The 20,683-nt window shown below is 39.5% G+C and carries 23 protein-coding genes; 9 read left to right on the top strand and 14 right to left on the bottom strand.

The features are described from left to right. The first annotated feature begins 92 nt into the window (after nucleotides 1-92). The 3 genes from ACFSY7_RS02855 to ACFSY7_RS02845 are packed head-to-tail and all read left to right on the top strand — an operon-like array spanning nucleotide 93 to nucleotide 2,582. The gene (locus tag ACFSY7_RS02855; RefSeq protein WP_126991833.1) at nucleotides 93-803 is read left to right on the top strand and encodes a polysaccharide deacetylase family protein; all 711 of its coding nucleotides are present in this window, start codon (nucleotides 93-95) and stop codon (nucleotides 801-803) included. After that, entirely contained in the window at nucleotides 793-1,389 is a 597-nt protein-coding gene (locus ACFSY7_RS02850; protein WP_126991834.1) for a DedA family protein, read from the top strand. The genes ACFSY7_RS02855 and ACFSY7_RS02850 overlap by 11 nt, the downstream gene beginning before the upstream one ends. Before the next feature lie 44 nt (nucleotides 1,390-1,433). After that, the gene (locus ACFSY7_RS02845; protein WP_126991835.1) at nucleotides 1,434-2,582 is read left to right on the top strand and encodes an MGDG synthase family glycosyltransferase; all 1,149 of its coding nucleotides are present in this window, start codon (nucleotides 1,434-1,436) and stop codon (nucleotides 2,580-2,582) included. A 44-nt stretch (nucleotides 2,583-2,626) separates the two neighbouring features. Here the strand turns inward: ACFSY7_RS02845 and ACFSY7_RS02840 are convergent, their stop codons facing one another. After that, on the bottom strand, nucleotides 2,627-3,163 hold the full coding sequence (locus ACFSY7_RS02840) for a 5' nucleotidase, NT5C type (RefSeq protein ID WP_380146734.1): 537 nt from the start codon (nucleotides 3,161-3,163) through the stop codon (nucleotides 2,627-2,629). A 75-nt stretch (nucleotides 3,164-3,238) separates the two neighbouring features. On the opposite strand from ACFSY7_RS02840, the gene ACFSY7_RS02835 reads away from it, so the two are divergent. Together ACFSY7_RS02835 and ACFSY7_RS02830 are read left to right on the top strand one after the other, a co-directional pair. Next, nucleotides 3,239-4,573 carry an MATE family efflux transporter gene (locus ACFSY7_RS02835; protein ID WP_380146733.1) on the top strand — a complete coding sequence of 445 codons (1,335 nt, stop codon included), beginning with the start codon at nucleotides 3,239-3,241 and terminating at the stop codon, nucleotides 4,571-4,573. A 2-nt stretch (nucleotides 4,574-4,575) separates the two neighbouring features. Beyond that, nucleotides 4,576-4,935: a hypothetical protein gene (locus ACFSY7_RS02830; protein ID WP_126991838.1), complete on the top strand. Its 360-nt coding sequence runs from the start codon at nucleotides 4,576-4,578 to the stop codon at nucleotides 4,933-4,935. A 137-nt stretch (nucleotides 4,936-5,072) separates the two neighbouring features. Here ACFSY7_RS02830 and ACFSY7_RS02825 read toward each other — a convergent pair whose 3' ends face one another. From ACFSY7_RS02825 to ACFSY7_RS02810, 4 genes are read right to left on the bottom strand one after another with little or no spacing between them, the layout of a single operon-like run. Beyond that, entirely contained in the window at nucleotides 5,073-5,768 is a 696-nt protein-coding gene (locus tag ACFSY7_RS02825) for an ABC transporter permease (protein ID WP_126991839.1), read from the bottom strand. 2 nt (nucleotides 5,769-5,770) lie between these two features. Continuing rightward, complete coding sequence (locus ACFSY7_RS02820) at nucleotides 5,771-6,691, bottom strand: glycine betaine ABC transporter substrate-binding protein (protein ID WP_380146732.1); 921 nt, start codon at nucleotides 6,689-6,691, stop codon at nucleotides 5,771-5,773. 12 nt (nucleotides 6,692-6,703) lie between these two features. Beyond that, nucleotides 6,704-7,339: an ABC transporter permease gene (locus ACFSY7_RS02815; RefSeq protein WP_139993565.1), complete on the bottom strand. Its 636-nt coding sequence runs from the start codon at nucleotides 7,337-7,339 to the stop codon at nucleotides 6,704-6,706. A 12-nt stretch (nucleotides 7,340-7,351) separates the two neighbouring features. Continuing rightward, nucleotides 7,352-8,488, bottom strand: a complete 1,137-nt coding sequence (locus ACFSY7_RS02810; protein ID WP_126991842.1) for a betaine/proline/choline family ABC transporter ATP-binding protein — start codon at nucleotides 8,486-8,488, stop codon at nucleotides 7,352-7,354. A 280-nt stretch (nucleotides 8,489-8,768) separates the two neighbouring features. Here ACFSY7_RS02810 and ACFSY7_RS02805 point away from each other — a divergent pair, with 280 nt between their 5' ends. Beyond that, complete coding sequence (locus ACFSY7_RS02805; protein WP_380146731.1) at nucleotides 8,769-9,416, top strand: HAD family hydrolase; 648 nt, start codon at nucleotides 8,769-8,771, stop codon at nucleotides 9,414-9,416. Between the two features lie 38 nt (nucleotides 9,417-9,454). Here ACFSY7_RS02805 and ACFSY7_RS02800 read toward each other — a convergent pair whose 3' ends face one another. From ACFSY7_RS02800 to ACFSY7_RS02785, 4 genes are all read right to left on the bottom strand, one after another. Continuing rightward, nucleotides 9,455-10,906, bottom strand: coding sequence for a M20 family peptidase (locus ACFSY7_RS02800; protein WP_380146730.1), 1,452 nt, complete (start codon nucleotides 10,904-10,906; stop codon nucleotides 9,455-9,457). 86 nt (nucleotides 10,907-10,992) lie between these two features. Beyond that, on the bottom strand, nucleotides 10,993-11,304 hold the full coding sequence (locus ACFSY7_RS02795; RefSeq protein WP_126991845.1) for a DMT family transporter: 312 nt from the start codon (nucleotides 11,302-11,304) through the stop codon (nucleotides 10,993-10,995). A 1-nt stretch (nucleotide 11,305) separates the two neighbouring features. Continuing rightward, nucleotides 11,306-11,632, bottom strand: coding sequence for a DMT family transporter (locus ACFSY7_RS02790; RefSeq protein WP_126991846.1), 327 nt, complete (start codon nucleotides 11,630-11,632; stop codon nucleotides 11,306-11,308). Nucleotides 11,633-11,643: 11 nt separating this feature from the next. Further along, nucleotides 11,644-12,189 (bottom strand): TetR/AcrR family transcriptional regulator, encoded by a 546-nt coding sequence (locus ACFSY7_RS02785; RefSeq protein WP_126991847.1) that lies wholly within the window; start codon nucleotides 12,187-12,189, stop codon nucleotides 11,644-11,646. Nucleotides 12,190-12,332: 143 nt separating this feature from the next. On the opposite strand from ACFSY7_RS02785, the gene ACFSY7_RS02780 reads away from it, so the two are divergent. Both ACFSY7_RS02780 and ACFSY7_RS02775 read left to right on the top strand, forming a co-directional pair. Continuing rightward, the gene (locus tag ACFSY7_RS02780) at nucleotides 12,333-12,569 is read left to right on the top strand and encodes a hypothetical protein (RefSeq protein WP_126991848.1); all 237 of its coding nucleotides are present in this window, start codon (nucleotides 12,333-12,335) and stop codon (nucleotides 12,567-12,569) included. A 288-nt stretch (nucleotides 12,570-12,857) separates the two neighbouring features. Continuing rightward, on the top strand, nucleotides 12,858-14,318 hold the full coding sequence (locus tag ACFSY7_RS02775; RefSeq protein ID WP_380146729.1) for an alanine/glycine:cation symporter family protein: 1,461 nt from the start codon (nucleotides 12,858-12,860) through the stop codon (nucleotides 14,316-14,318). A gap of 136 nt (nucleotides 14,319-14,454) precedes the next feature. Here the strand turns inward: ACFSY7_RS02775 and ACFSY7_RS02770 are convergent, their stop codons facing one another. Continuing rightward, nucleotides 14,455-15,546, bottom strand: a complete 1,092-nt coding sequence (locus ACFSY7_RS02770; RefSeq protein WP_139993559.1) for an NADH-dependent flavin oxidoreductase — start codon at nucleotides 15,544-15,546, stop codon at nucleotides 14,455-14,457. A 177-nt stretch (nucleotides 15,547-15,723) separates the two neighbouring features. Further along, a complete protein-coding gene (locus tag ACFSY7_RS02765) occupies nucleotides 15,724-16,179 on the bottom strand; it encodes a hypothetical protein (RefSeq protein ID WP_380146728.1) in 456 nt (151 codons plus the stop codon). A gap of 134 nt (nucleotides 16,180-16,313) precedes the next feature. Between ACFSY7_RS02765 and ACFSY7_RS02760 the strand changes: the two genes are divergently transcribed. Beyond that, nucleotides 16,314-17,741 (top strand): helix-turn-helix domain-containing protein, encoded by a 1,428-nt coding sequence (locus ACFSY7_RS02760; protein ID WP_380146727.1) that lies wholly within the window; start codon nucleotides 16,314-16,316, stop codon nucleotides 17,739-17,741. Between the two features lie 28 nt (nucleotides 17,742-17,769). Here ACFSY7_RS02760 and ACFSY7_RS02755 read toward each other — a convergent pair whose 3' ends face one another. The 3 genes from ACFSY7_RS02755 to ACFSY7_RS02745 form a co-directional block, all read right to left on the bottom strand. Further along, nucleotides 17,770-19,164 (bottom strand): hypothetical protein, encoded by a 1,395-nt coding sequence (locus ACFSY7_RS02755; protein ID WP_380146726.1) that lies wholly within the window; start codon nucleotides 19,162-19,164, stop codon nucleotides 17,770-17,772. A 75-nt stretch (nucleotides 19,165-19,239) separates the two neighbouring features. After that, nucleotides 19,240-19,773 (bottom strand): DeoR/GlpR family DNA-binding transcription regulator, encoded by a 534-nt coding sequence (locus tag ACFSY7_RS02750; RefSeq protein ID WP_380146725.1) that lies wholly within the window; start codon nucleotides 19,771-19,773, stop codon nucleotides 19,240-19,242. Next, nucleotides 19,770-20,453, bottom strand: coding sequence for a phosphopantothenoylcysteine decarboxylase domain-containing protein (locus tag ACFSY7_RS02745; protein WP_126991855.1), 684 nt, complete (start codon nucleotides 20,451-20,453; stop codon nucleotides 19,770-19,772). The genes ACFSY7_RS02750 and ACFSY7_RS02745 overlap by 4 nt, the downstream gene beginning before the upstream one ends. Between the last annotated feature and the right edge of the window lie 230 nt (nucleotides 20,454-20,683).

The raw sequence follows: 20,683 nt of genomic DNA, 5'->3' as shown, positions 1-20,683 counted from the left end.
AGGCATTGAAAAATAACATATTCAACGAAATAATGGAATATAGGACACCTTTTTACAAATTGAACGTTCTATTTTATGAGGGGTTGGTTATTATGAAAAAAATACTTGCCGCTGCAGTTGGACTTGCAGCAGCCTACACTGTCATACCTACAGTGTTTATCCGTAGTACTTCCTATGGCATCGTGCAGAATAATGGTATGCCAGGAGTCATGTTGACATTTGATGATGGACCTAATCCAGCATATACACCGCAACTACTTGATCTTTTAAAACAATACGAAATAAAAGCCATTTTCTTTGTTGTTGCGGAAAAAGCGGAGCGTTACCCAGAGATAATTAAGCGTATGCAACAAGAAGGCCATGTGATTGGACTTCATCACTATACGCATAAAAATAGTTACCGACTGTCACCTATTGGCTTATATAAAGAAGTCGCACACGCAAAAGAGGTTGTAGAAAACCTTACACAGTCGAAGGTTGCCTTGTATCGACCAACTTATGGTCATATTTCTCTCGCGACTTTACCAGTATCTCGCAAGCTAAATTTAACACCTGTTATGTGGACAGGGATTTTTGGCGATTGGAAAATCCGTACATGTCAAACGACATTATTACAAAAACTTCATGCAAAGCGTCAAGACGGCGCAACTTATGTATTGCATGATTGTGGACAAAACCCTGGAGCAGACGACACTGCCCCAGCCTATATGCTGCATCAATTATCGCAGTTTCTTCACCAGGCTACGCTCGAAGGTCAGCAGTTCACAGACCCGAAAGCGTGGTTAGAAAAAAATGGACACTAGCCATGTATTATCTCTTGTCGAAAGCTATGGACCATTAATTATTTTTGTTTGTCTTTTCTTTGGTGTCGTGGGCATCCCAGCACCAGAGGAAACATTGGTTGTTATTATTGGTATTTTAATTCATCAACACACGCTACCAGCACTGCCAACAATTCTTTCCGCATTTTTCGGTGTCTTTATAGGCTTCTTATCAAGTTATGCTGTTGGCCGTTATGCAGGAGCGCCTGTTTTTAACAAAGTAACGAAACTAATGAAAATGAGTGATTTTAAAGTACAAGCCTTTAAGGAAAAATATGAAGCAAATTATAAAAAAGCATTGCTCATTGGCCTATTTATTCCAGGGGCTCGTCAAATTAATCCTTATTTAGCCGGTATTTCAAAAATCCCATTTATCCCTTATGTCATTGTAAGTTTAATTGGTACGACAATATGGGTAGTGCCTTTTATGATGCTTGGCTATGCTACTGCCAATGTTGTGACAATTCGTTATGAATATTTACCTTTTATTGGTATTTTTATTGGCCTTGCATTTATTTTATTTTTCTTTATTAAACATAAACGTAAACAAGTACAAAGCAAAAAATAATACATTTTGTCGCACTTTATTTGGACGTAAAGGACGTGTTAATTATGATTTTGATTTTACCATTTATGCAAATGCAGTCTGGGCATCATCAAGTGGCAGATGCCATTGCTGCTCATATAAAAAAACAAGACCCATCACAAGAAGTGGAAAAGCTCGATATTTTCAACTATACATTTCCACGTATTGAAAAAATGATTTCACGTATTTACTTATCATGGATTCAAAAGCATCCCGTCTCGTACAGTAAGTTTTACGCGAAGCAATTCAATCAACAAACATATAATTTTAAACCATTTTCACCATGGGAAAACTTGATGGAGGAAACACTTGAACGCATCATTTTAGAAAAGAAACCAGAAGCGGTCATTTGTACACATAGTTTCCCTTCGCATGCTGTCGGCAACTTAAAAGTGAAAGGGCATATTTCTATGCCTGTCATTAACGCCTATACGGACTTTTTTGCAGGGGGTGTGTGGGCAAAGGACGGTGTCGATCTTCATTTAGTACCGTCAAAAGCAGTTGGTGAGCATTTAAAAACAACATTCAATATTGCACCGGAGCAAATTTTAATCTCAGGTATTCCTGTTCATCCAGCTATGACGCGTGTGAAACAAGTAAAAAGCTCAAAGGCAAAGCATTTACTTGTAGCGGGTGGGAATAGCGGTTTAGGCGATATAGCTTCTCTTACAGCACAGTGTAGTGCCTATCCAGATACGCATTTTTCGGTGCTATGTGGCAATAATCAAAAACTTTTTGATACACTACAGACAAGTAAGGTACCAAATGTGACACCACTTGCGTATATTTCTAGCCGAGAAGAGATGAATGCACTCTATGAGCAAGTAGATGGCATCATCACAAAGCCTGGTGGTGTAACAATTTCAGAAGCTTTTGTAAAACGTATACCTATTTTTGTCGCCTCTGTGCTACCGGGGCAAGAACAAATCAATATGGATTATTTAATACCAAAACAGCTTGTTTATCCAATTGACGCAGCCCAACCTGCTATTGCACAAGTTATGAATGTACTAGAAGATGAAGTGCAATGTGCTCGCTTTGAACGTGCTATCACCGCATATGAGCAAGACATTGAGCTAAATACCGAGCGTTTTATTGAACAGGTGCTACACATATTACCGCGAGATCATTATAAATCGCATAAACGCTTTAATAAGCTCGCGTTACTATCTTAAGCAAAAACCCCGAGAGGATTTGTGCAGTCCTCTCGGGGTTTTTATTATTTTTTTAATTCATCCATGAAAAATTTTTCTACCTCAAGCCAATCATTCACGCGAATTGGATACTCCATATTCATATTATGAGGCGCCGTAAACATCACGCCAGTGCCTTTGAAACGATTTAGTTGAAGAGCCGTATCATCGACTAAATAATCTGCTTGAATGACACTTTTATCGCCACAAAAAACATATTGATGCTGTGGAATTGTTGGGAAAAATTGTTGTAGCCATTCAAATTTCGCCATAAATGATGGGGGGACTTCCATTGCTGCTGTCGCAATATAAATTTCATAGTGTTCACTTAGACGCTCTACGACTTCAACGCTATGTGGCATGACTGGTAAATCGCGGAAGAATGTAGGGTCCCCGTAATAATTGTATAGTGCTTGTGGTGCCTGTTCGTCTAGCTCTGGTAAGCGTTTGCCTACAACATCTTCTTTCGTGTAGTTTTTATCAAAATCTTCATTAAAGCGGCTTAAAAATTTTGCGACCAAATCTGCCATTACTTGGTCCATATCAAGTGCAATACGTTTCATGAAAAAACCTCACCTTCTATAATCCACTCTAAAGGCTCTAGACGAAAAGCGCAACTATTGTGCTATACTTTTAGCATGATGGAAAAATTACAACTTGAGCAATATAATACAAGAAAGAAAAAATTACGAGCTATCCTTGTCATGGGCATTCCGGCTATGTTTGAAAACATTTTGCAAACACTCGTTGGTTTTGTCGATACACTATTTGTCTCAAAGGTTAGCTTAGATGCAGTGACGGCGGTCAGTATCGCCAATGCAATTATTGCGATTTATATGGCTATCTTTATGGCAATTGGTGTCGGCGCTTCGTCACTGATTGCACGGTATTTAGGTGCAGACAATATAAGCAAAGCACGGCAGACAGCAAGACAATCCACGATTCTCGCGCTTGTCTCTGGTATTTTCTTTGGGTTAGCTACGCAGTTTTTTGCCGAGCATATGCTACGCGTCATGGGTGCAGGAGAAGCAATTGTTGAGCTAGGTGCGGTTTATTTACGCATTGTTGGTATTCCTGCATTCTTTATTTCGTTAACAATGGTGCTCGCAAGCGTCATTCGCGCTACTGGTAATACAACAACTCCGCTTAAAATCAGCTTTATCCTGAACATCATTCATATCGGGCTTGATTATATTTTTATTATCGTACTTGATGGCGGCGTGGCGGGTGCTGCGTATGCGACTGTCTTCATTCGAATCGTGAATAGTATTTGGCTGTATCAAGCGGTCCAAAAAACGGCATTGCGCTTCAGTTGGCGTAGCCCAAATGATGCAACACTCCTGCAGCAGCTCCTAGCTTTAGCTACACCCGCTGCACTAGAACGACTCATTATGCGTGTTGGGCAGGTTGTGTACTTTGGTTTGATTATTAAAATCGGAGCGGACACGTATGCGGCACATATGATTGCTGAAAATATTGAGGCATTTACGTTTATGCCGAGGTATGGGATGGCGGTTGTGGCAACGACCTTTGTTGGTGCTAGTATTGGGGCAAAGCGTATGAAGGAAGCCTTTGAATACGGGGTGCTGTCAACAGTTGTAACGATTGTTGTAATGTCTGTACTTGGGGTGCTCATGTTTATTTTTTGTCCATGGATGGCACGCTGGTTTACTGACGATCCTGTAGTCATTGACCAAATCGTCACGGCGCTACGCATTGATGCTTTTGCACAGCCGGCTGTAGCGATGAGCTTTGTGTTAGCTGGTGCACTTCAAGGTGCCGGTGATACGAAAACACCGATGTATGCCACTGCGGTTGGTATGTGGGGACTACGCATTGTCGGTGTGTATGTACTAGGTATCACACTCGATATGGGCATTGCAGGTGTCTGGCTCGCATTATTAATTGATTTATATGTTCGCTCCATATTTTTATGGTTCCAATTTAGAAGAAAAACACTTAGGGGGATTTAGAGATGCATTATCTTATCGCAACCGATCAAGGGGTTCAAATAATGTCGAAGGAAGGTCAGCTTGATTTTACATGGGCATTAGATCAACTTGGCTTAGAGGAGCGCAAATTAGCGCCAGCTAGCTTAAATGATGTCGTACCAAATGTCGTACTATTTTGTGATGAAAACGCGCAATATGACCAAGAAGGCTTTTCATTCCGTATCGCTTCAGATGAAGATAAATTTTCAATGCGTATTTTCGGACCGTTCATTGTAACAGCACTGAATAATGCAGCAACAGATTTTTATGGCTTATCAGATGAGCAATTAGGCATTTTACAAATGAAATTAACGATTCAGCCATTTGAGGAATTTAAAGGGTAAAAAAGAGGCTAGGACATATATGTTCAAACAACCTCTTATATGAGCATAAGAAAAACCGGAATCGCACCATAGCGCGATTCCGGTTTTTCGTTGCGAACGTTAAAAAAAGAAAATAACGTGTTTTGTGCCAGCCTCTATTAATTCTCTAATGATTGTACTTCTGGTGTTGAAGCTTTTTTATGTCGCTTCACTGGGTCTAATCGACGCTCAACAAAGCTTAAAATAATATCAGCAATGACCGCCATTAACGCGGTTGGTATCGCTCCTGCTAAAATAATCGCTGTACCGTTTGTTGCGTTCGTCCCGCGAATAATAATATCGCCAAGACCACCGGCACCAATGAACGCCCCGATGGCTACGACACCAATGGCCACAACAAGTGCGATGCGCAAACCACCGATAATAACAGACAAGGATAACGGTAACTCAATCATATAGAGCACTTGACTTCGCGTCATGCCCATGCCTTTACCCGCATCAATTAAATCTTGATTAATATTTGTAATGCCGGTATACGTATTTTTAATAATGGGTAGTAACGCATATAGGAATACGGCAACGATAACCGTCGGACGACCAAGTCCCATACCAAGCATTAAAATCGCGAGTAATGCGAGTGCTGGTATCGTTTGAATAATATTGGCGATTGTAATAATCGGTCCGGAGAGCTTGCCATACTTCGCAATTAACACGCCAATCGGAATACCAACAACTGCCGCAAGCAATACGCCGTAAATCGATGTTAAAAAGTGATTTAAAAATTGAAGTACTACATAAGAGCCGTTTTCAGAGAGGTAGTAAAAAAATTGCTCGAGTGTATTCATATCTGCCATTTTTACTCGCCTCCTTTATCGTCTTTAAAGTAATTATGCTCTTCTAAGAAGCGCTCAGCTACGATTGACGGCTCAATTAAATCATTATCCGCTTCATAGTTTAGCTTCTGCATTTGCTCTGTCGAAACTTTACCGATTAGGCGCTCAATTGCCGCCTTTACTTCCGGTTTTTTCTCTAGTAACTTATCTGTTGCCAGTGGACTCGCATCATATGGCGGGAAGAACTGTTTATCATCCTTTAACACGACTAAGTCATAGCTGCTAATACGACCATCTGTTGTATAGCCTAGGACCACATCCATTTTCCCTGCCTGTAGTGCATCATAGACAAGCCCAATCTGCATTGGATATACTTTTTTGAAGTCAAAACCATATGCCTGTGTAAAGCCCTTATAGCCGTCCCCTTCGCGGTTTATCCAAGAAGTATCTACCCCGGCTTGTAAATCTTTTGCGACCTTCCCTAAATCACTGACGGTTTTTAAATTATATTTATCTGCTGTTTCTTTTGTGACTAAAAAAGCATAGGTGTTTTCAAAGCCATACGAATCAAAGAATGTTTGATTAAAGCGTTCTTTCGTTAGCTTTTTAACCGTTGATAATGCTTTATCAGGGTCCGAAATTGGGTCCTCACCGAGTGCCCCTGTTAAATCTGTTCCTGTATAGCGCGTTGCAGAAACATTCGCATCCCCGTTCAGCATTGCCTGGTGAAGTGTCGTACTCGTTCCTAAATTATTAATCATCTCTACTTCTTCATCTGTGTAATGTTCAATCATATCACGTAGCATATAGGCCATAATGGAGCTTTCTGTTGTAGAAACAGACGCAATCGTGACCTGATCTCCTGATTCAACAGCGTTTTGACTTGAGCATCCCGCTAAAACGAGTAGGATACTACAAGCTAAAAGTGCCATAAGCTTTTTCATTATCCTTCCCCCTTATCGTTCGACACGCAAGCCTTTTGGTGTCACCCATTTTTCAACACGGCTTAAAATAAAATCAACAAGTAGTGCGAGTACGGTAACAAGGACAGCCCCTGCTACGATGTAGTCTGTTTGATATAAGTTTAAACCGTTAAAAATAAAGTCGCCTAATCCGCCAGCACCGATATAAGATGCGAGTGTTGCCCATGAAATGGCATAGACGGCTGATAGACGAATCCCTGCCATAATCACAGGAATCGCAAGCGGCAATTCGACCATATAAATCGTTTGCCAACGGGTCATGCCCATACTTGTTCCCGCAGCGACTAAGTTTGAATTTACCGACCGCATACCTAAGTATGTATTATTTAAAATCGGTAATAGTACGTAAATAAATAATGCGATAATTGCAGGGACAACCCCCACGCCTAAAAATGGAATCATTAACGCTAAAATTGCGAGTGATGGTAATGTTTGCAGCACGCTTGTAATCGATAAAACGACTTTCGCGACCTTGTTCGTTTTTGATAACAAAATACCGACTGGCACTGCGACAACAATGCCGAGGCCCAGTGCAATTAGCGAAATGTAGAGATGTTCCCATGTTTTCGTTAGCATATCGCTACTATTAGCTTGAATAAATTCCATCATGGATAACGCCCCCTATTCTGCTTTTTCTGTTTCCTCATCGCCCCAAATTGTGTCATACACAATATCGACGATGTTTGCGCGGGTGACAAGCCCCACAAGATGTTTTTCATCATCAATTACTGGAATATTATTTAAATTACGACGTAAAATTCGACGTACAGTATCCTGAAGTTTCGTGCCCGTATGTACGGCATAAATATCTTTTGTCATCACATCAGACACCGTATCTGTCGAATTACGATTCGTTGTAATAGCCTCGACTGTAATCATGCCACGTAAATGTTCTTTTCCATCGACAACAAACAACGTATCAACACGACGTTTGACCATCATTAAAATCGCCTCATCAATGCTTTTCTCCATTGAAATCGTAATCGGCTTGATCATTACATCATCTACGAGTTTGGCACTTGGTTTGTTTTGAATCAGGCGATGTGAGCCGATAAATTCACGTACGAAGTCATTCGCTGGCGCGGCTAAAATATTATCTGGTGTATCAAACTGCACCATTTGCCCGTTATGCATAATGCAAATACGATCCGCAAGCTTAATGGCTTCATCCATATCATGTGTCACAAAAATAACCGTTTTGCCTAAACGCTGCTGTAAGTCCTTCATTAAATCTTGTAGGGTATCGCGTGTGATAGGATCTAGCGCACCAAACGGTTCATCCATTAAAATAATGTCTTGATTCGCAGCAAGTGCACGTAGGACACCAATTCGTTGCTGCTGACCACCAGATAGCTGTGCAGGGTACATGTCTAAATAACTACGAGGAAGGTCAACAAGGTCGATTAATGTTTCGGCGCTTTGGTCCTTCTTCTCTTTTGACCATTTTAAAAGCTTTGGTACGAGGGTAATATTGTCGCGGATTGTCATATGTGGCATTAAGCCAATTTGTTGAATAACATACCCAATGGAGCGTCGTAGTGCCACCGGATTCTTTTTCATCAAATTTTCACCATTTAATGTGATGGTACCACTTGTTGGTTCAATCATTCGATTAATCATACGAAGGGCGGTCGTCTTCCCACTCCCACTCGTACCGATGAAGGCAATGAATTCACCCTTTTCCACTTCGATATTGAGGTCATCTACTGCCTTCTTGCCACCCCGATATACTTTTGATAAATGTTCTAATTTCAGCATATGCTTCTCCCCTTTCTACTGAAACTTATACCCTAAAAGTATCCAATTGTAACACAAAAGATAGACAACACTCATCACCGAAACTAACAACACGCATAAAATGGACATAAATATCATTTTCTACTCGAAACCTTTCATAATTTTTTCTTTTACCAATCGACGATATTATTATTTTTAAAAAATTATTTAACACGTTGCGTACTAGCTGTTATGGTGCTGTTCAACTTTTGCCTTTTTCGGGTAAAGAATAACGTACGTGACTTGAAAGGAGTGGGCTAGAATGGTCTTTATCTTTGATTTTGACGGGACATTAGCAGATTCACGTGAATGTAGTTTAATTGCGACACGCAAAGCTTATTTTGATTTAGATTTAACCGTACCAAGCGATGAAACGATTACCTACTATATGGGCATTCCAATTGAAAAATCATTTCAAGCAATGGCAGCTGAACCACTCAATGACACAGATTTAGCTGAACTTATTACATTATTTCGCATTTTATATAAAGAATATGAAAAAGAATATATCCATGTCTACGATGGTATCCCTGAAGTTTTACAAACACTTTCCAACTTAGATGCATGCTATGTTGCGTCTAGCAAACATAGTAATGCGTTATTACGCAACTTGACACTCATTGGCATTCGTGATTATTTTAGCGATGTGATTGGTGCCGATATGGTCGCAGAGCATAAGCCAAATCCAGAAAGTATTTTCCTACTACAGCAGCGGCATCACTTTCCGCTTGAAAGGGCGGTCATGATTGGGGATGCGACATTTGATTTGCAAATGGGAAAGGCGGCTGGTATTAAAACATGTGCGGTGACCTGGGGTAGCCATTCACAAGAAAGTTTATTAGCAGAAGAGCCTACCTATTTAATTAATAATGTCATGGATTTATTAACATTAAAAACGATGAATGGCTAAAAAAGGAGGTTACCTATACATGGTAGCCTCCTTATTACTTAGTTCATATTATTTTTAATTAAGGTTACATAGAAGGAAATCGCATCGATAAATGCTTGTTTTTCAATACGCTCATTTGTGCCATGCATTCGCTCTAAGCCATCTTTCTCCATCGCGATTGGTAAGAAGCGGTACGTATCATCGGCGACATCTTGATAGTGCTTGGCGTCACTTCCTCCAATCATAATGTAAGGCGTAGTAACCGTATTGTCATGCGTCGCTAAAACAGCCTGTTGAATTTCTTTAAAGGCTGCATTATCTGTTTTAGACACACTTGATGCGACTTCGCCTTCTACATGGACTTGCACTTGGTTGTCATCAATAATTTTTTCGATTTCCTTTTTCAACGAATCCAATGTATCGCCAGGAATGACGCGCATATTAATTGTAGCCGTCGCTTTCTCTGGTAAAATATTTGTCTTATCTCCTGCAGTTAAAACGGTTGGGGCAATCGTTGTTCGTGTAACAGCCGCTGTAGCAGGTTTGTCGAGTAAAATGGATTTAATAATCGGCTTAAATACCCACTGATTCGCAAATACATATCGGTAACCAAAGGACATTTCTGGTGTCACATAGGTGAACATCTCTTTTGTAGGGCCCTGAATATCACTTGGAAATTGTGTTTCCTCAAGAGCTGAAATGGCATGTGCTAAACGCCCAAGTGTGGTAACATCCTTTGGTTGTGATGAATGACCGCCGCTTCCCTCTACTGTGAGCGTTGCATTCGCACTGCCCTTCTCTGCAATTCCAATAACGCCAATCGACTCACTTACACCTGGCACCATATCCTCTACAATGACACCCCCCTCATCAAGCACATAACGCAGATGAATGCCTTCCTTCTCTAAGTACGCGACAATCTTTGCTGCACCTTCATCGCCACCAATTTCCTCATCATGACCAAAGAGTAAATAAAGGTCTTGTGCTGGCTTATGGCCTTCTGCTAACAGATGATTCACAGCTTCTAAAATACCAATAACGCCTACTTTATCATCTAATGTACCGCGCCCCCAAACGTACTTATCATCAATTACGCCGCTAAATGGTGGCTGTTCCCAGTTCTTTTCAGTTCCTTTTGCGACAGGCACAACATCATAATGCGCCATGAGCCCAATCGGTGCGTCACTACTTTGTCCCTTCCACTTAAATAAGACACTGTAGTCATTAATGTGCTTTACATCCAGCTCATCATATACATGTGGATACGTTTTTTCTAAAAAAGATAAAAACTCATCATACGGCTTAAAATTGATTTTCGTGCGATCATCGTATGAAATCGTTTGAAAGGTAATCGATTGCGATAAATGGTTAAGAGCCTTGTTCTCATCTATCGCTACAGCTACTTTTTTCACCTCAGGCTGCTTTGTCTTTTGTAAAATGGTTAATGTGATCGTCGCAATGAAAAAAACAACGACTACAGTTAAAATAATGAGGCCTATTTTTTTCCACATCTTGCACCACTCCTTTTCATTACTATAATTTGGAAGGCGTTTTCATGCAATAAAAAAAGACCTGATACTAAATCAGGCCTTGTCATTTACGCGATTAATTTCAAGCCAATCACTGAGCCAAGAATAAGCGCGATACACGCTAGACGTAGCGCACTTTTAGACTCACCGTAGAAAAACATTCCAATCAAGGCAGCACCCACTGTACCAATCCCTGTCCAAATAGCGTAGCTCATGCCCATCGGAAGCGACATCATCGCATATTTTAAGAGCGAGAAACTGATGATAAAACCAATAATCATCACAAATAGGCCACGCTTATCACGACGCGCCAGCATATTCATTCCATTTACACCGATTACTTCTGATAAACCTGCTACAATTAATGCGATCCAAGCCATGTTAAGCTGCCTCCTTTTCACCTGTGACAAGTTTTAAGCCAATAACACCTACTAATAATGTCGTAATAAATAAAATCTTCAACCAACTAAATGGCTCGTCTAAAAATAGCATCCCAACAGCAACTGTGCCCGCTGTCCCGATACCCGTAAATACTGCATACACAGTCGCGACCGGTAAATGCGAAGTTGCCTTCATAATTAAATAGAAGGAAATGACGATTAAGCCGATAGTTCCCGCCCATTCTAAGACAGACTCTGATGCCTTTAAGCCAAATACCCATAAAATCTCTACAAGACCTGCTGCAAGTACATACATCCAGTTTTTCATTTTTTCTCCTCCTAAATGCCACGTTCAAAAATCGTGTATGCGGCTTCTAGACGACGCGTTGCACGACTGGCATCACCATATAATAATTCAACAAACATACTATCTAAGATTGCCAAGTAAGCTTGCGCCATAACCGCTGGCGCTACTTCGTTTGTCACTACCTCCGACACCCTAAACATTTCCGTTACAAGTTCCTCTATAGCATCTAAATAGCGGTATACCCCATCCATCACTTCTGTGTACAAATGCTGTGGTGGAAAGAACATCATACGCAGCCAAAACTTCGTCGCATCATTTTCCTGATAACGTATAATATAACGCTCAAACAATTGCTTATAATCTGTTTGTGTTTCAATGACAGATTGGATAAAATTCATTTCCTGTGTAATGCATTCCTCACATACAGCTAAAAACAACGCATCCTTATTTTTAAAATGCGTATAAATCGATTGTTTTTTAATGCCTACTGTCTCCGCAATCATCGCCATTGAAGCCCCTTCATAGCCATGCTCTGCAAAATTACGTAATCCTGCATTCATAATATCTTGCTGTGTCATTTCATCATCTCCCTTACGAACGTTCGTCAGTTTATAGATTTATCATAGCACCCTCGATTATTTTTGTAAAGAAAGGGGCTTATTTTTTTAATTTTATTGCTCACTGGCGTATGATAAAGACGATAACGGAAGGAGGGGTTCTGATGGACCATCTTTATGCACTACTTCAAGATCTAGCACGCTTTAATCGGGATTATACAAAATGGGAAAATACATTAAATGACGCGCAAATGCATGAGGCCATTCAACAAGCAAAGCAACATCATTATGTAATTGGTATTTCAAGCATGTTGACGGATGGAAATTGTGAGGTTACATTTGGTGTCGGTGATGTAACGGTTACAGAAGCGGGCCATGCATTTTTAGAAAATTATGCATAAGTCTGACAGGAGCTACGAAAAAGTAGCTCTTTTTTTGATTTCATCCAATTAGTCATTTTTCTACAATATTCTTTTTCAAATAACAATTTATTTTTCACAAAAAATATTTATTTGAAACAGATGCTCTAAAATACTTCGTTTTCTCTTTAATATCAATGCTTTAAAGCATCTAATATATTGGATACTTTTACCTGGTTATGATTTTCATGCTAAAATTGTATTGAATGTTATGAATTGTCAGAATATAATAATATGCAGAAAGAATAATTTTATAAAAGAGGTGATGTTATGGAGGAAATGTTAACGACAGTCAATAACTGGCTTTGGAGCCCTGTCATGATTTACGGTATTTTAATTGTTGGTTTAATTTTTACGTTTATGACACGTTTTGTGCAGGTTCGCTTCTTCAAAGACATGTTCGTGCAATTGGCTAAAGGAGAAAAATCATCAGCTGGTGTTTCATCATTTGAAGCGATGGCAATGGCATTATCTGGCCGTATTGGTGTAGGTAACATCGCGGGTACCGCAACAGCAATCGCGTTCGGTGGCCCTGGGGCAATCTTCTGGATGTGGGTACTTGGTTTTATCGGTGCCGCAACGGCATATGTAGAGTCGACGCTTGCTCAAATTTATAAAGAGGAGAAAAACGGTATTTATCGTGGTGGTCCTGCCTACTACATTCATAAATTTTCAGGCAAGAAGTGGTTAGGGATGGTTTTTGCAGTTGTTGGTGTACTAGCAATGGCGATTTTAATGCCTACTGTACAATCAAATTCAATTGCAGACGCAATGAATAATGCCTTTAATATTCCTGCCTGGGTGTCAGGTACTTTCTTAGTTATCTTTATTGGTATCATTATTGTTGGTGGCGTAAAACGTATCGCAACAGTTGCTTCAATTATCGTACCATTTATGGCAGGTGCCTATATTTTAATCGCACTTATTATTATCATTTTAAATGTTGATCAAATTCCAACTGTATTTGGTTTAATTTTCTCAAGTGCATTTGGTGCCAATGAAATGTTTGGCGGAATTCTTGGTGCTGCCATCGCATGGGGTGTAAAACGTGGTATTTATGCCAATGAGGCTGGTCAAGGTACTGGCCCTCACCACGCCGCTGCTGCAGAGGTATCTCACCCTGTTAAACAAGGTCTTGTACAAGCATTCTCAATCTACTTTGATACATTCTTAGTATGTACCGCAACAGCTTTCATTATTCTATTCACAGGTCAATACAATGTAGCCTATGAGTCGGGTCCAAAAGCGGGTGAATTTATTGTTGAACATATTCCAGGTGTAGAAGCGGGTACGGCCTATACACAGGCAGCACTTGAGCACGCATTCCCTCTTGCAGGATTTGGTGCTGGTTTCGTTGCGATTGCATTATTCTTCTTTGCCTTCACAACAATCATGGCATACTACTATATTGCCGAAACAAACTTAGCGTACTTCCTAGAAGGTAAAAAATTAAAAATTGCGATTATCTTTATGCAATTAATTTTCTTAATCGGGCTATACTATGGTTCTGTAAAAACATCAACGGCTGCTTGGACGCTCGGTGATATCGGTCTTGGCCTAATGGTTTGGGTAAACGTTATCGCCTTACTATTCTTAGTGAAGCCAACATTAATTGCTTTAAAAGACTATGAACAACAGAAAAAAGAAGGTAAAGATCCTACATTTGATCCAATCAAACTTGGTATCAAAAACGCTGATTATTGGGTAAAGAAAAACGAAGAAAAGAAATAATATAAAAAAAGAGACTCGGCCAAAACACGTCATTCTCCTTTTTTAACGTTCGCAACGAAAAACCGGAACCGCGCCACCGCGCAATTCCGGTTTTTCTTATGCTTATATGAAAATATGTCAAAGTCTCTTTTTATATTTATTTGACGCCCGGAACCCAGCCTTGACGTAATTTCATCATATCCATTAACGGTCCAGGAATGACATTATCACGCGTCATATCCATTTCCGTAATAACCTCTTCTCCTGCTGCAATTTTTTCAACCCAATGTGGCTCAATTAACAGCTCACGTCCAAGCGCTAGTAGCTCTGCGCCAGTCTCACTTGCTTGTTGTGCATCTTGTTTTGAATAAATAGAGCCTACACCGATAAACGGTACGCGACCACGAATGACACGATGCAGGATTTGAATACGATTTTCTTTTTCACCGCTATAACGACGCGCGTTCGCACGGAAATCACCTAGTGAAATATGCAAATAATCTAATCCCGCATCTGCTAAGCGATCTACTAATTGAATCGTCTCATCCATTGTAATCCCCTGCTCTTCAGGCTCTTCTGGACTAAAACGATATCCTACGATAAATTGTTTGTCTGCATAGCGAGCCTTTACGCGATTCACTTCTGCTACAACCTCTAATGGGAAGCGCATACGTTTTTCAACAGAACCACCATACACATCGTTGCGCTGATTCGTAAAGCCTGAGAAAAATTGCTGTAATAAATACGTATTCGCACCATGAATCTCAACGCCGTCAAAGCCTGCTTCAATCGCGCGGCGTGTCGTTTCACCAAATGCTTGAATGATGTCGTGAATCTCATCAATTGTTAACGCACGCGCACTGCCACCATCTGCCGCTACTGTATCACTCGCGCTAACGACATCACCATTTGGTACTAATTCACGTACTGCTTGGCGTCCACCATGGTAAATTTGTAAAATCGCTTTTGAACCACCTTCGTGAATCGCTGAAGCTATTTTTGAAAGACTAGGAATATAAGCATCCGTATGAGCCGCAATTTGTCCTGGGAAGCCTTTCCCATTTGCAATGACATATGTACAAGCTGTCACGACTGCCCCAACGCCATATGAGCGCTCCTTGTAATACGCAATTTCTTCATCTGAAACCGTATCATCTGCATTTGCAGAATAGGTTGTCATCGGTGCCATCACATAGCGATTACGTAATGTCACGCCGTTATTGAATGTAAATGGTGTTAAATAAGTCATTAATTCATCACTCCTTCCATATAAAAGTAAACTTATCGGTTTTCAAAGTCAAAAATTGTGCCTCATAAAAATATAGCGAAAAGAGAACGTCCACCGGCGGAGTAAACCCTCTCTTTTCGCTATAAATGATTATTTACAAATATATTTTATTTTATATAGACTAGCAAGCACTAAAAATTAGATTAAATGAGTAGCTTGAACCCATGCACTTGTATCACCTATTTTGCCTCGATGCCAAATATTATTGCCGATTTTCACTGTTTCAAGTGGTAAAAAAGCTTGCCCTTCAAAAATATGAAGTGCTGGATACAATTGATCCATGCGGCCACCATTGGGATGTGTATAACACATGCCTGTTCCTGAAAAATGATAAATATGTTCAGATTTTGGTAATTCGACATACGCTGAAAGCATCAAACTTTTCTCATTCATCCAACCAATTGGTTCACTAATCATCGTGCGCTGCAACGAAAAAAAACGATTTCCCTGATGTACTCGTTCTTCATATACGTAAAAACACTCTCCCATATAATCCTCTGATTGGTAACTGTTTTGACAAATAAGATCTTTCCAAATGGGCTCATTGGCTCTCTTTATCTTCGCGACATAAATTGGTTGCACGATTGCAATCACATTGTCCCCTCCTATTTGTTAAGAATTTTCTAAATTCTATATCCTGTTACATTCTATTTTATAGTAAAATAAGAGTACTTTACTAAGTCAGCTTTTGTTCCTCAGTAAATAAAAAGTTGAAGGAGGTAGCCCAAATGTTTGGCATTTCGAAGGCAACATGGTTAAAAAAAGATCTTATTGAACTACTTGATAAGCAAGATGACTTTGTATCTAGCCAATTTTTAGCGAGTAAACTTGCCTATGCTAGTGTAGAAACAATTAAAAAAATGTGCCGTGAACTTAAAGCTGAAGTTGAAGAAATTTATCAGCCTGATGAAGCAGAATTTATTATTCATAAGCATCATGGCATACGTTTTATTCGTCATACGATTCATACACAAAATTATGTTGATTATATTTATTCAAGAGAATTAGCATATGAAGTTTTTATGCAGACTTTTTTACATAAATCCATTGATACATATGATTTTTGTGAAGCTGTCCATATTAGCGAGTCGAAGTTGCGTCGAAAGATAAAAGAAATCAATGGTTATATGACTGTTTACGGACTCCATTTTTCATGTGGTTCTACCTTATCAGTTGAAGGACCTGAACATAAAATTCGTATACTCGGGACAATTTTTCTCTTCTCTTCTCATCGAACATTACCACTTATACCAAATTTAGAAAATGTTTCTTTTTATATAGAACGTACCTCAAAGATTTTTGATTACTTACAAATTCCTTATGTACAAGAAAGCCTTCAAACCCTTTCCTTATCTATACTTCTAACAGAAAGACGCTTGTTCAAGCATGTTGACTTGACCGAACAGGAGCAACAACTATTTTATGCGGCTTCTATTCCTGCTCGTCCTCCTTTTTTAGAAAATTGGACAGATGATGATTGGCGCATTTTATTATTGGTCTATGATACGTTTGATATTATTAATTTAGAATCTGTCATTGACTATGCCCCGCTTTACCATCAATTTTCAAAAGAGACGGTCTCTTTGCAACTGTGGATTGAACAATTTGAAGCACAATTTCGCCCGTTAACTACTCACGAGCAACAGTTTGTCAGCGCTACACTTTATAAAAACTATATTGCAAGTCAGCTATTCCATATTGATTACTGGCTTGTTGCGACATTTAATTCAATCGACTTTGAACGGTTAGAAACGATTTCCCCATTATATATGGAACGTTTTAATACACTATGGGAAAGTTATTCTACCGCCATGGAAATGTGTGAATCTGACCATTTCCGTGCAGTACACTTAACATTGTGTAACGTTTTAATCCCAATAGATAGCTTTATTCCAACAATCCGAATTTATTTTTTCTGTGACTTCTCATTACTTTACCAACAATATGCAAAACAATTTTTACAAACGCATTTTAAAGGTCGATTTTTATTAGCGTTTGTTGATACTGTGGAAGAAGCAGATGTTAATATTATTTGTTCACGAATACAATTAAACAGTGCAAAACCAACCGTTTTTATTCGGTCTCAATTACCTGCAAATGATTTACTGCAAATCGAAAAATTGTTTGAAGAAAGCATAAATAAAAAACAACGCTAAATGGCGCTGTTTTTTTATTCTATATAGACTAGCGAGTATTTATTAATTCATTATATGATAGTGTTTCATCAAAAATAATTTTTTCAATTTGCAAGGTATCGTCTTTTTTCACGAGCGCATAGCCCTTTTTCGGTTTGCTTCGTTGAACGGCTCGACGCATCTCCTCAGACCACATCCGCTCAGGCACTAAAAAAGTATCTTCCGTATATCCTAATGGATTGTTTCCTAGTTTATAAAAAGCCAATTCCACATAAAATTCATCTGCTGAAATCGGCACTAAATGTTGAATAACCGGCAATGTCGCCTTCGGTACGTTTTTTAGCTTCGGTAAATAAATATACTGTTTAGATACAATTAAATCATGCGGTAATTTAGAATTTTTCAGCGACACATTTTGCCACCTTACACTACGACCAAAGATTTCCTCCATTAAAGGGTCTAGTTCATTGCGGTTATAGCCAATATAGACAAAGCCCTCAATCGTTTTCACCGACTCTGCTATCTCTGTAAAATGAACGTCAAAAAAACGCAAAGCGCCATTGACAATATCATGTGCCGCATATTGTGATAGTTCTTTATCTGTCATATTAGTCAATGTCCGATTTTCATGGAACAATGATAATGCGGCTAACTTCGACATCAGCTCTTGCTGCTCTTCGGTCGAAATCGTTGCCACATTCGACTTCACCTGATACGTTTTTCCTGTCAACTGCTTATAAATAGTATCTAGCTTAGCGTTCGCTGCGTTAAACGGCACGGCCATTGATACGACACCTTGTTCATTTTTTAATAAAGTTTGTGTCACCTTATAAGATTTTACGAGCGCTTCATACTCTGCAAGCGTTGCCGGCTCATCTGTTACTAAATTTTTACTCGCCGCTGTTGGTTCATTTGAGCCAAGTGGTAATTCAATATGTATACCTTCATCTAGTATTAATTTTTGGTCACCTACATGCTGATACGTGCTTTTTAACTGCTTTAAGCCATCTTTTTCATAAGCAATTGTTGCTCCTAAAAAGACATGCTCATTATGCGTCACAAGCGAGCGCTGGGTCATTTTTGTCACACGAATCATCTGACTATAAAGCTGTGTAACTTGCCCATCTACAAGTCCCCATATTTCCTCAAAATAGCCTGTTGGTGTTTTCGTCAAAAAATAAAGTTCTTCTTGCTTTGAATCATTTAAATTAAGTAAATCTGCATACATCACCCCCGACTGCTCTTCACTATCACGCACAAGTGGACGTCCACCCATTCGCTCCGTCACTTTGGCAGCGAGTAGCTGCTTTTCCTTATTTGACAAATGAAGCTGCGGTTCTTCTTTTTGTGTCTTTGTCGTCGGTGTAGCTGCTTTTTGCGGCTCTTCCTGCTGACATGCTCCTAATAAAAGCGCTGGTATCATAAGCCATGCAAATTTTTTCATATTTTTCACCTCCTTTAGTAGTATAGCGAATTTAGGGATGAAAAAACCATCGTTCGCTAAAACGATGGTTCTCTACTAGGCAATTATCATCCGATGTCCCGCTTCACTAAAGCGTTTCCTTACCTCTTCATCAACACCTGCATCTGTAATAATCGCTTCAAGCTCTTGAAGATCACATGTTTTTATTGTAACATCTTGCTCAAACTTCGAATGGTCGCATAATACATACGTTTGTTTACTATTTTTCATAATTTGACGTCTCGTTCGAATTTCATCGATATCATAATCAGACAGTCCATTTTCAAGTGAAATCCCACTAGTGCAAATAAAGGCTTTTTGAATATTTAAAGCATCAAATTGAAAAAGCATATCATACGCCGTGATGGATTTTTCTGAATGTCGCAATTTGCCGCCGATTAATAAAACATCTACTTCACTATCAACTAATTCATTGACGACGAGTAAAGAGTTCGTTACAACAGTGATTTGTTGACGCATTTTTATGTATTTTGCTAAAGGATGCGTCGTTGAGCCACTATCTAAAAAGATTGTATCACTGTCTTCTATTACTCCTAGGAGCGGTTTTGTTCCACTATCTCCCAGTCTCAATGATTCAAATGCGTTGCAAGCGTCGCCATAAGACCCTTCGCTGCAGCTCGTTTGCCGGCAAAGATTTCATAGTCACCTTGTTCATTAATAATATAATGATCGACATCGGTCGTATATAATGAGCCGGACTGATTAGCGACCATAAACGAGGCTTTCGATGTGTCCATGCGTTTTTTTGCACGTGCTACAAGCTCCTCATTTGTCGCATCCTCTAGTTTAAAGCCGACAAGTGTGACGTCTGCATTCCACGTTTTAATTTGCGGTAAAATTTTAGGTGCTTTTTTAAATTTAATGATTGGTGGTTCATCACTCGATAATTTTCCTGCTTCTAAAACCGGCTGCCCTTGTTGGTCTAAAATTTCATCTACAAGCCAGTCACTGCCCGCTGCAGCCATAATGACGGCATCAATTGATTGTGTCGTCACGAAATGCTTGATTTTTTCGCCTAAGTCTTCGATGCCCTCAAAAGTAATGAGCAATAAATTGTCATCATTCGTTGGCTTCTTCGCAAAATAGCCATTTAAATAAATAATTGTCGCACCAAGTTTCTGTGCTTCTTCTGCTAAATATGTACCCATTGTTCCTGTGGCCATATTTGTATGACCGCGTACTTTATCCCACTTTTCAAGTGTACCACCACTTGTTATTAAAATCGTTTTCCCCGTTAAATCCACTGCCATCATGCCACCTCATCGTTTCTATATTCCCTTTAAGTATACCCGAAAATTAGCTGTGACATGCTTTCATTTTCGTTAAGCTATCGTAAGTGTTCATTAACTAAAAAAGCACTTCCAAAGACAACTGCTGAAGTGACCCCTAATTGTTAGACACGGTTATTTTGTTTAAGCAGCTTGTATAAAATGAGTTCGGTATTGTACCGGGCTCATTTTTAATTTTGCCTTAATTCGTT

It is taken from the genome of Kurthia populi (assembly GCF_042686175.1).
Lineage (GTDB): Bacteria > Bacillota > Bacilli > Bacillales_A > Planococcaceae > Kurthia > Kurthia populi.
The sequence above is the reverse complement of the archived record's forward strand: the minus strand, read 5'-3'. Positions and strand labels throughout refer to the sequence as shown.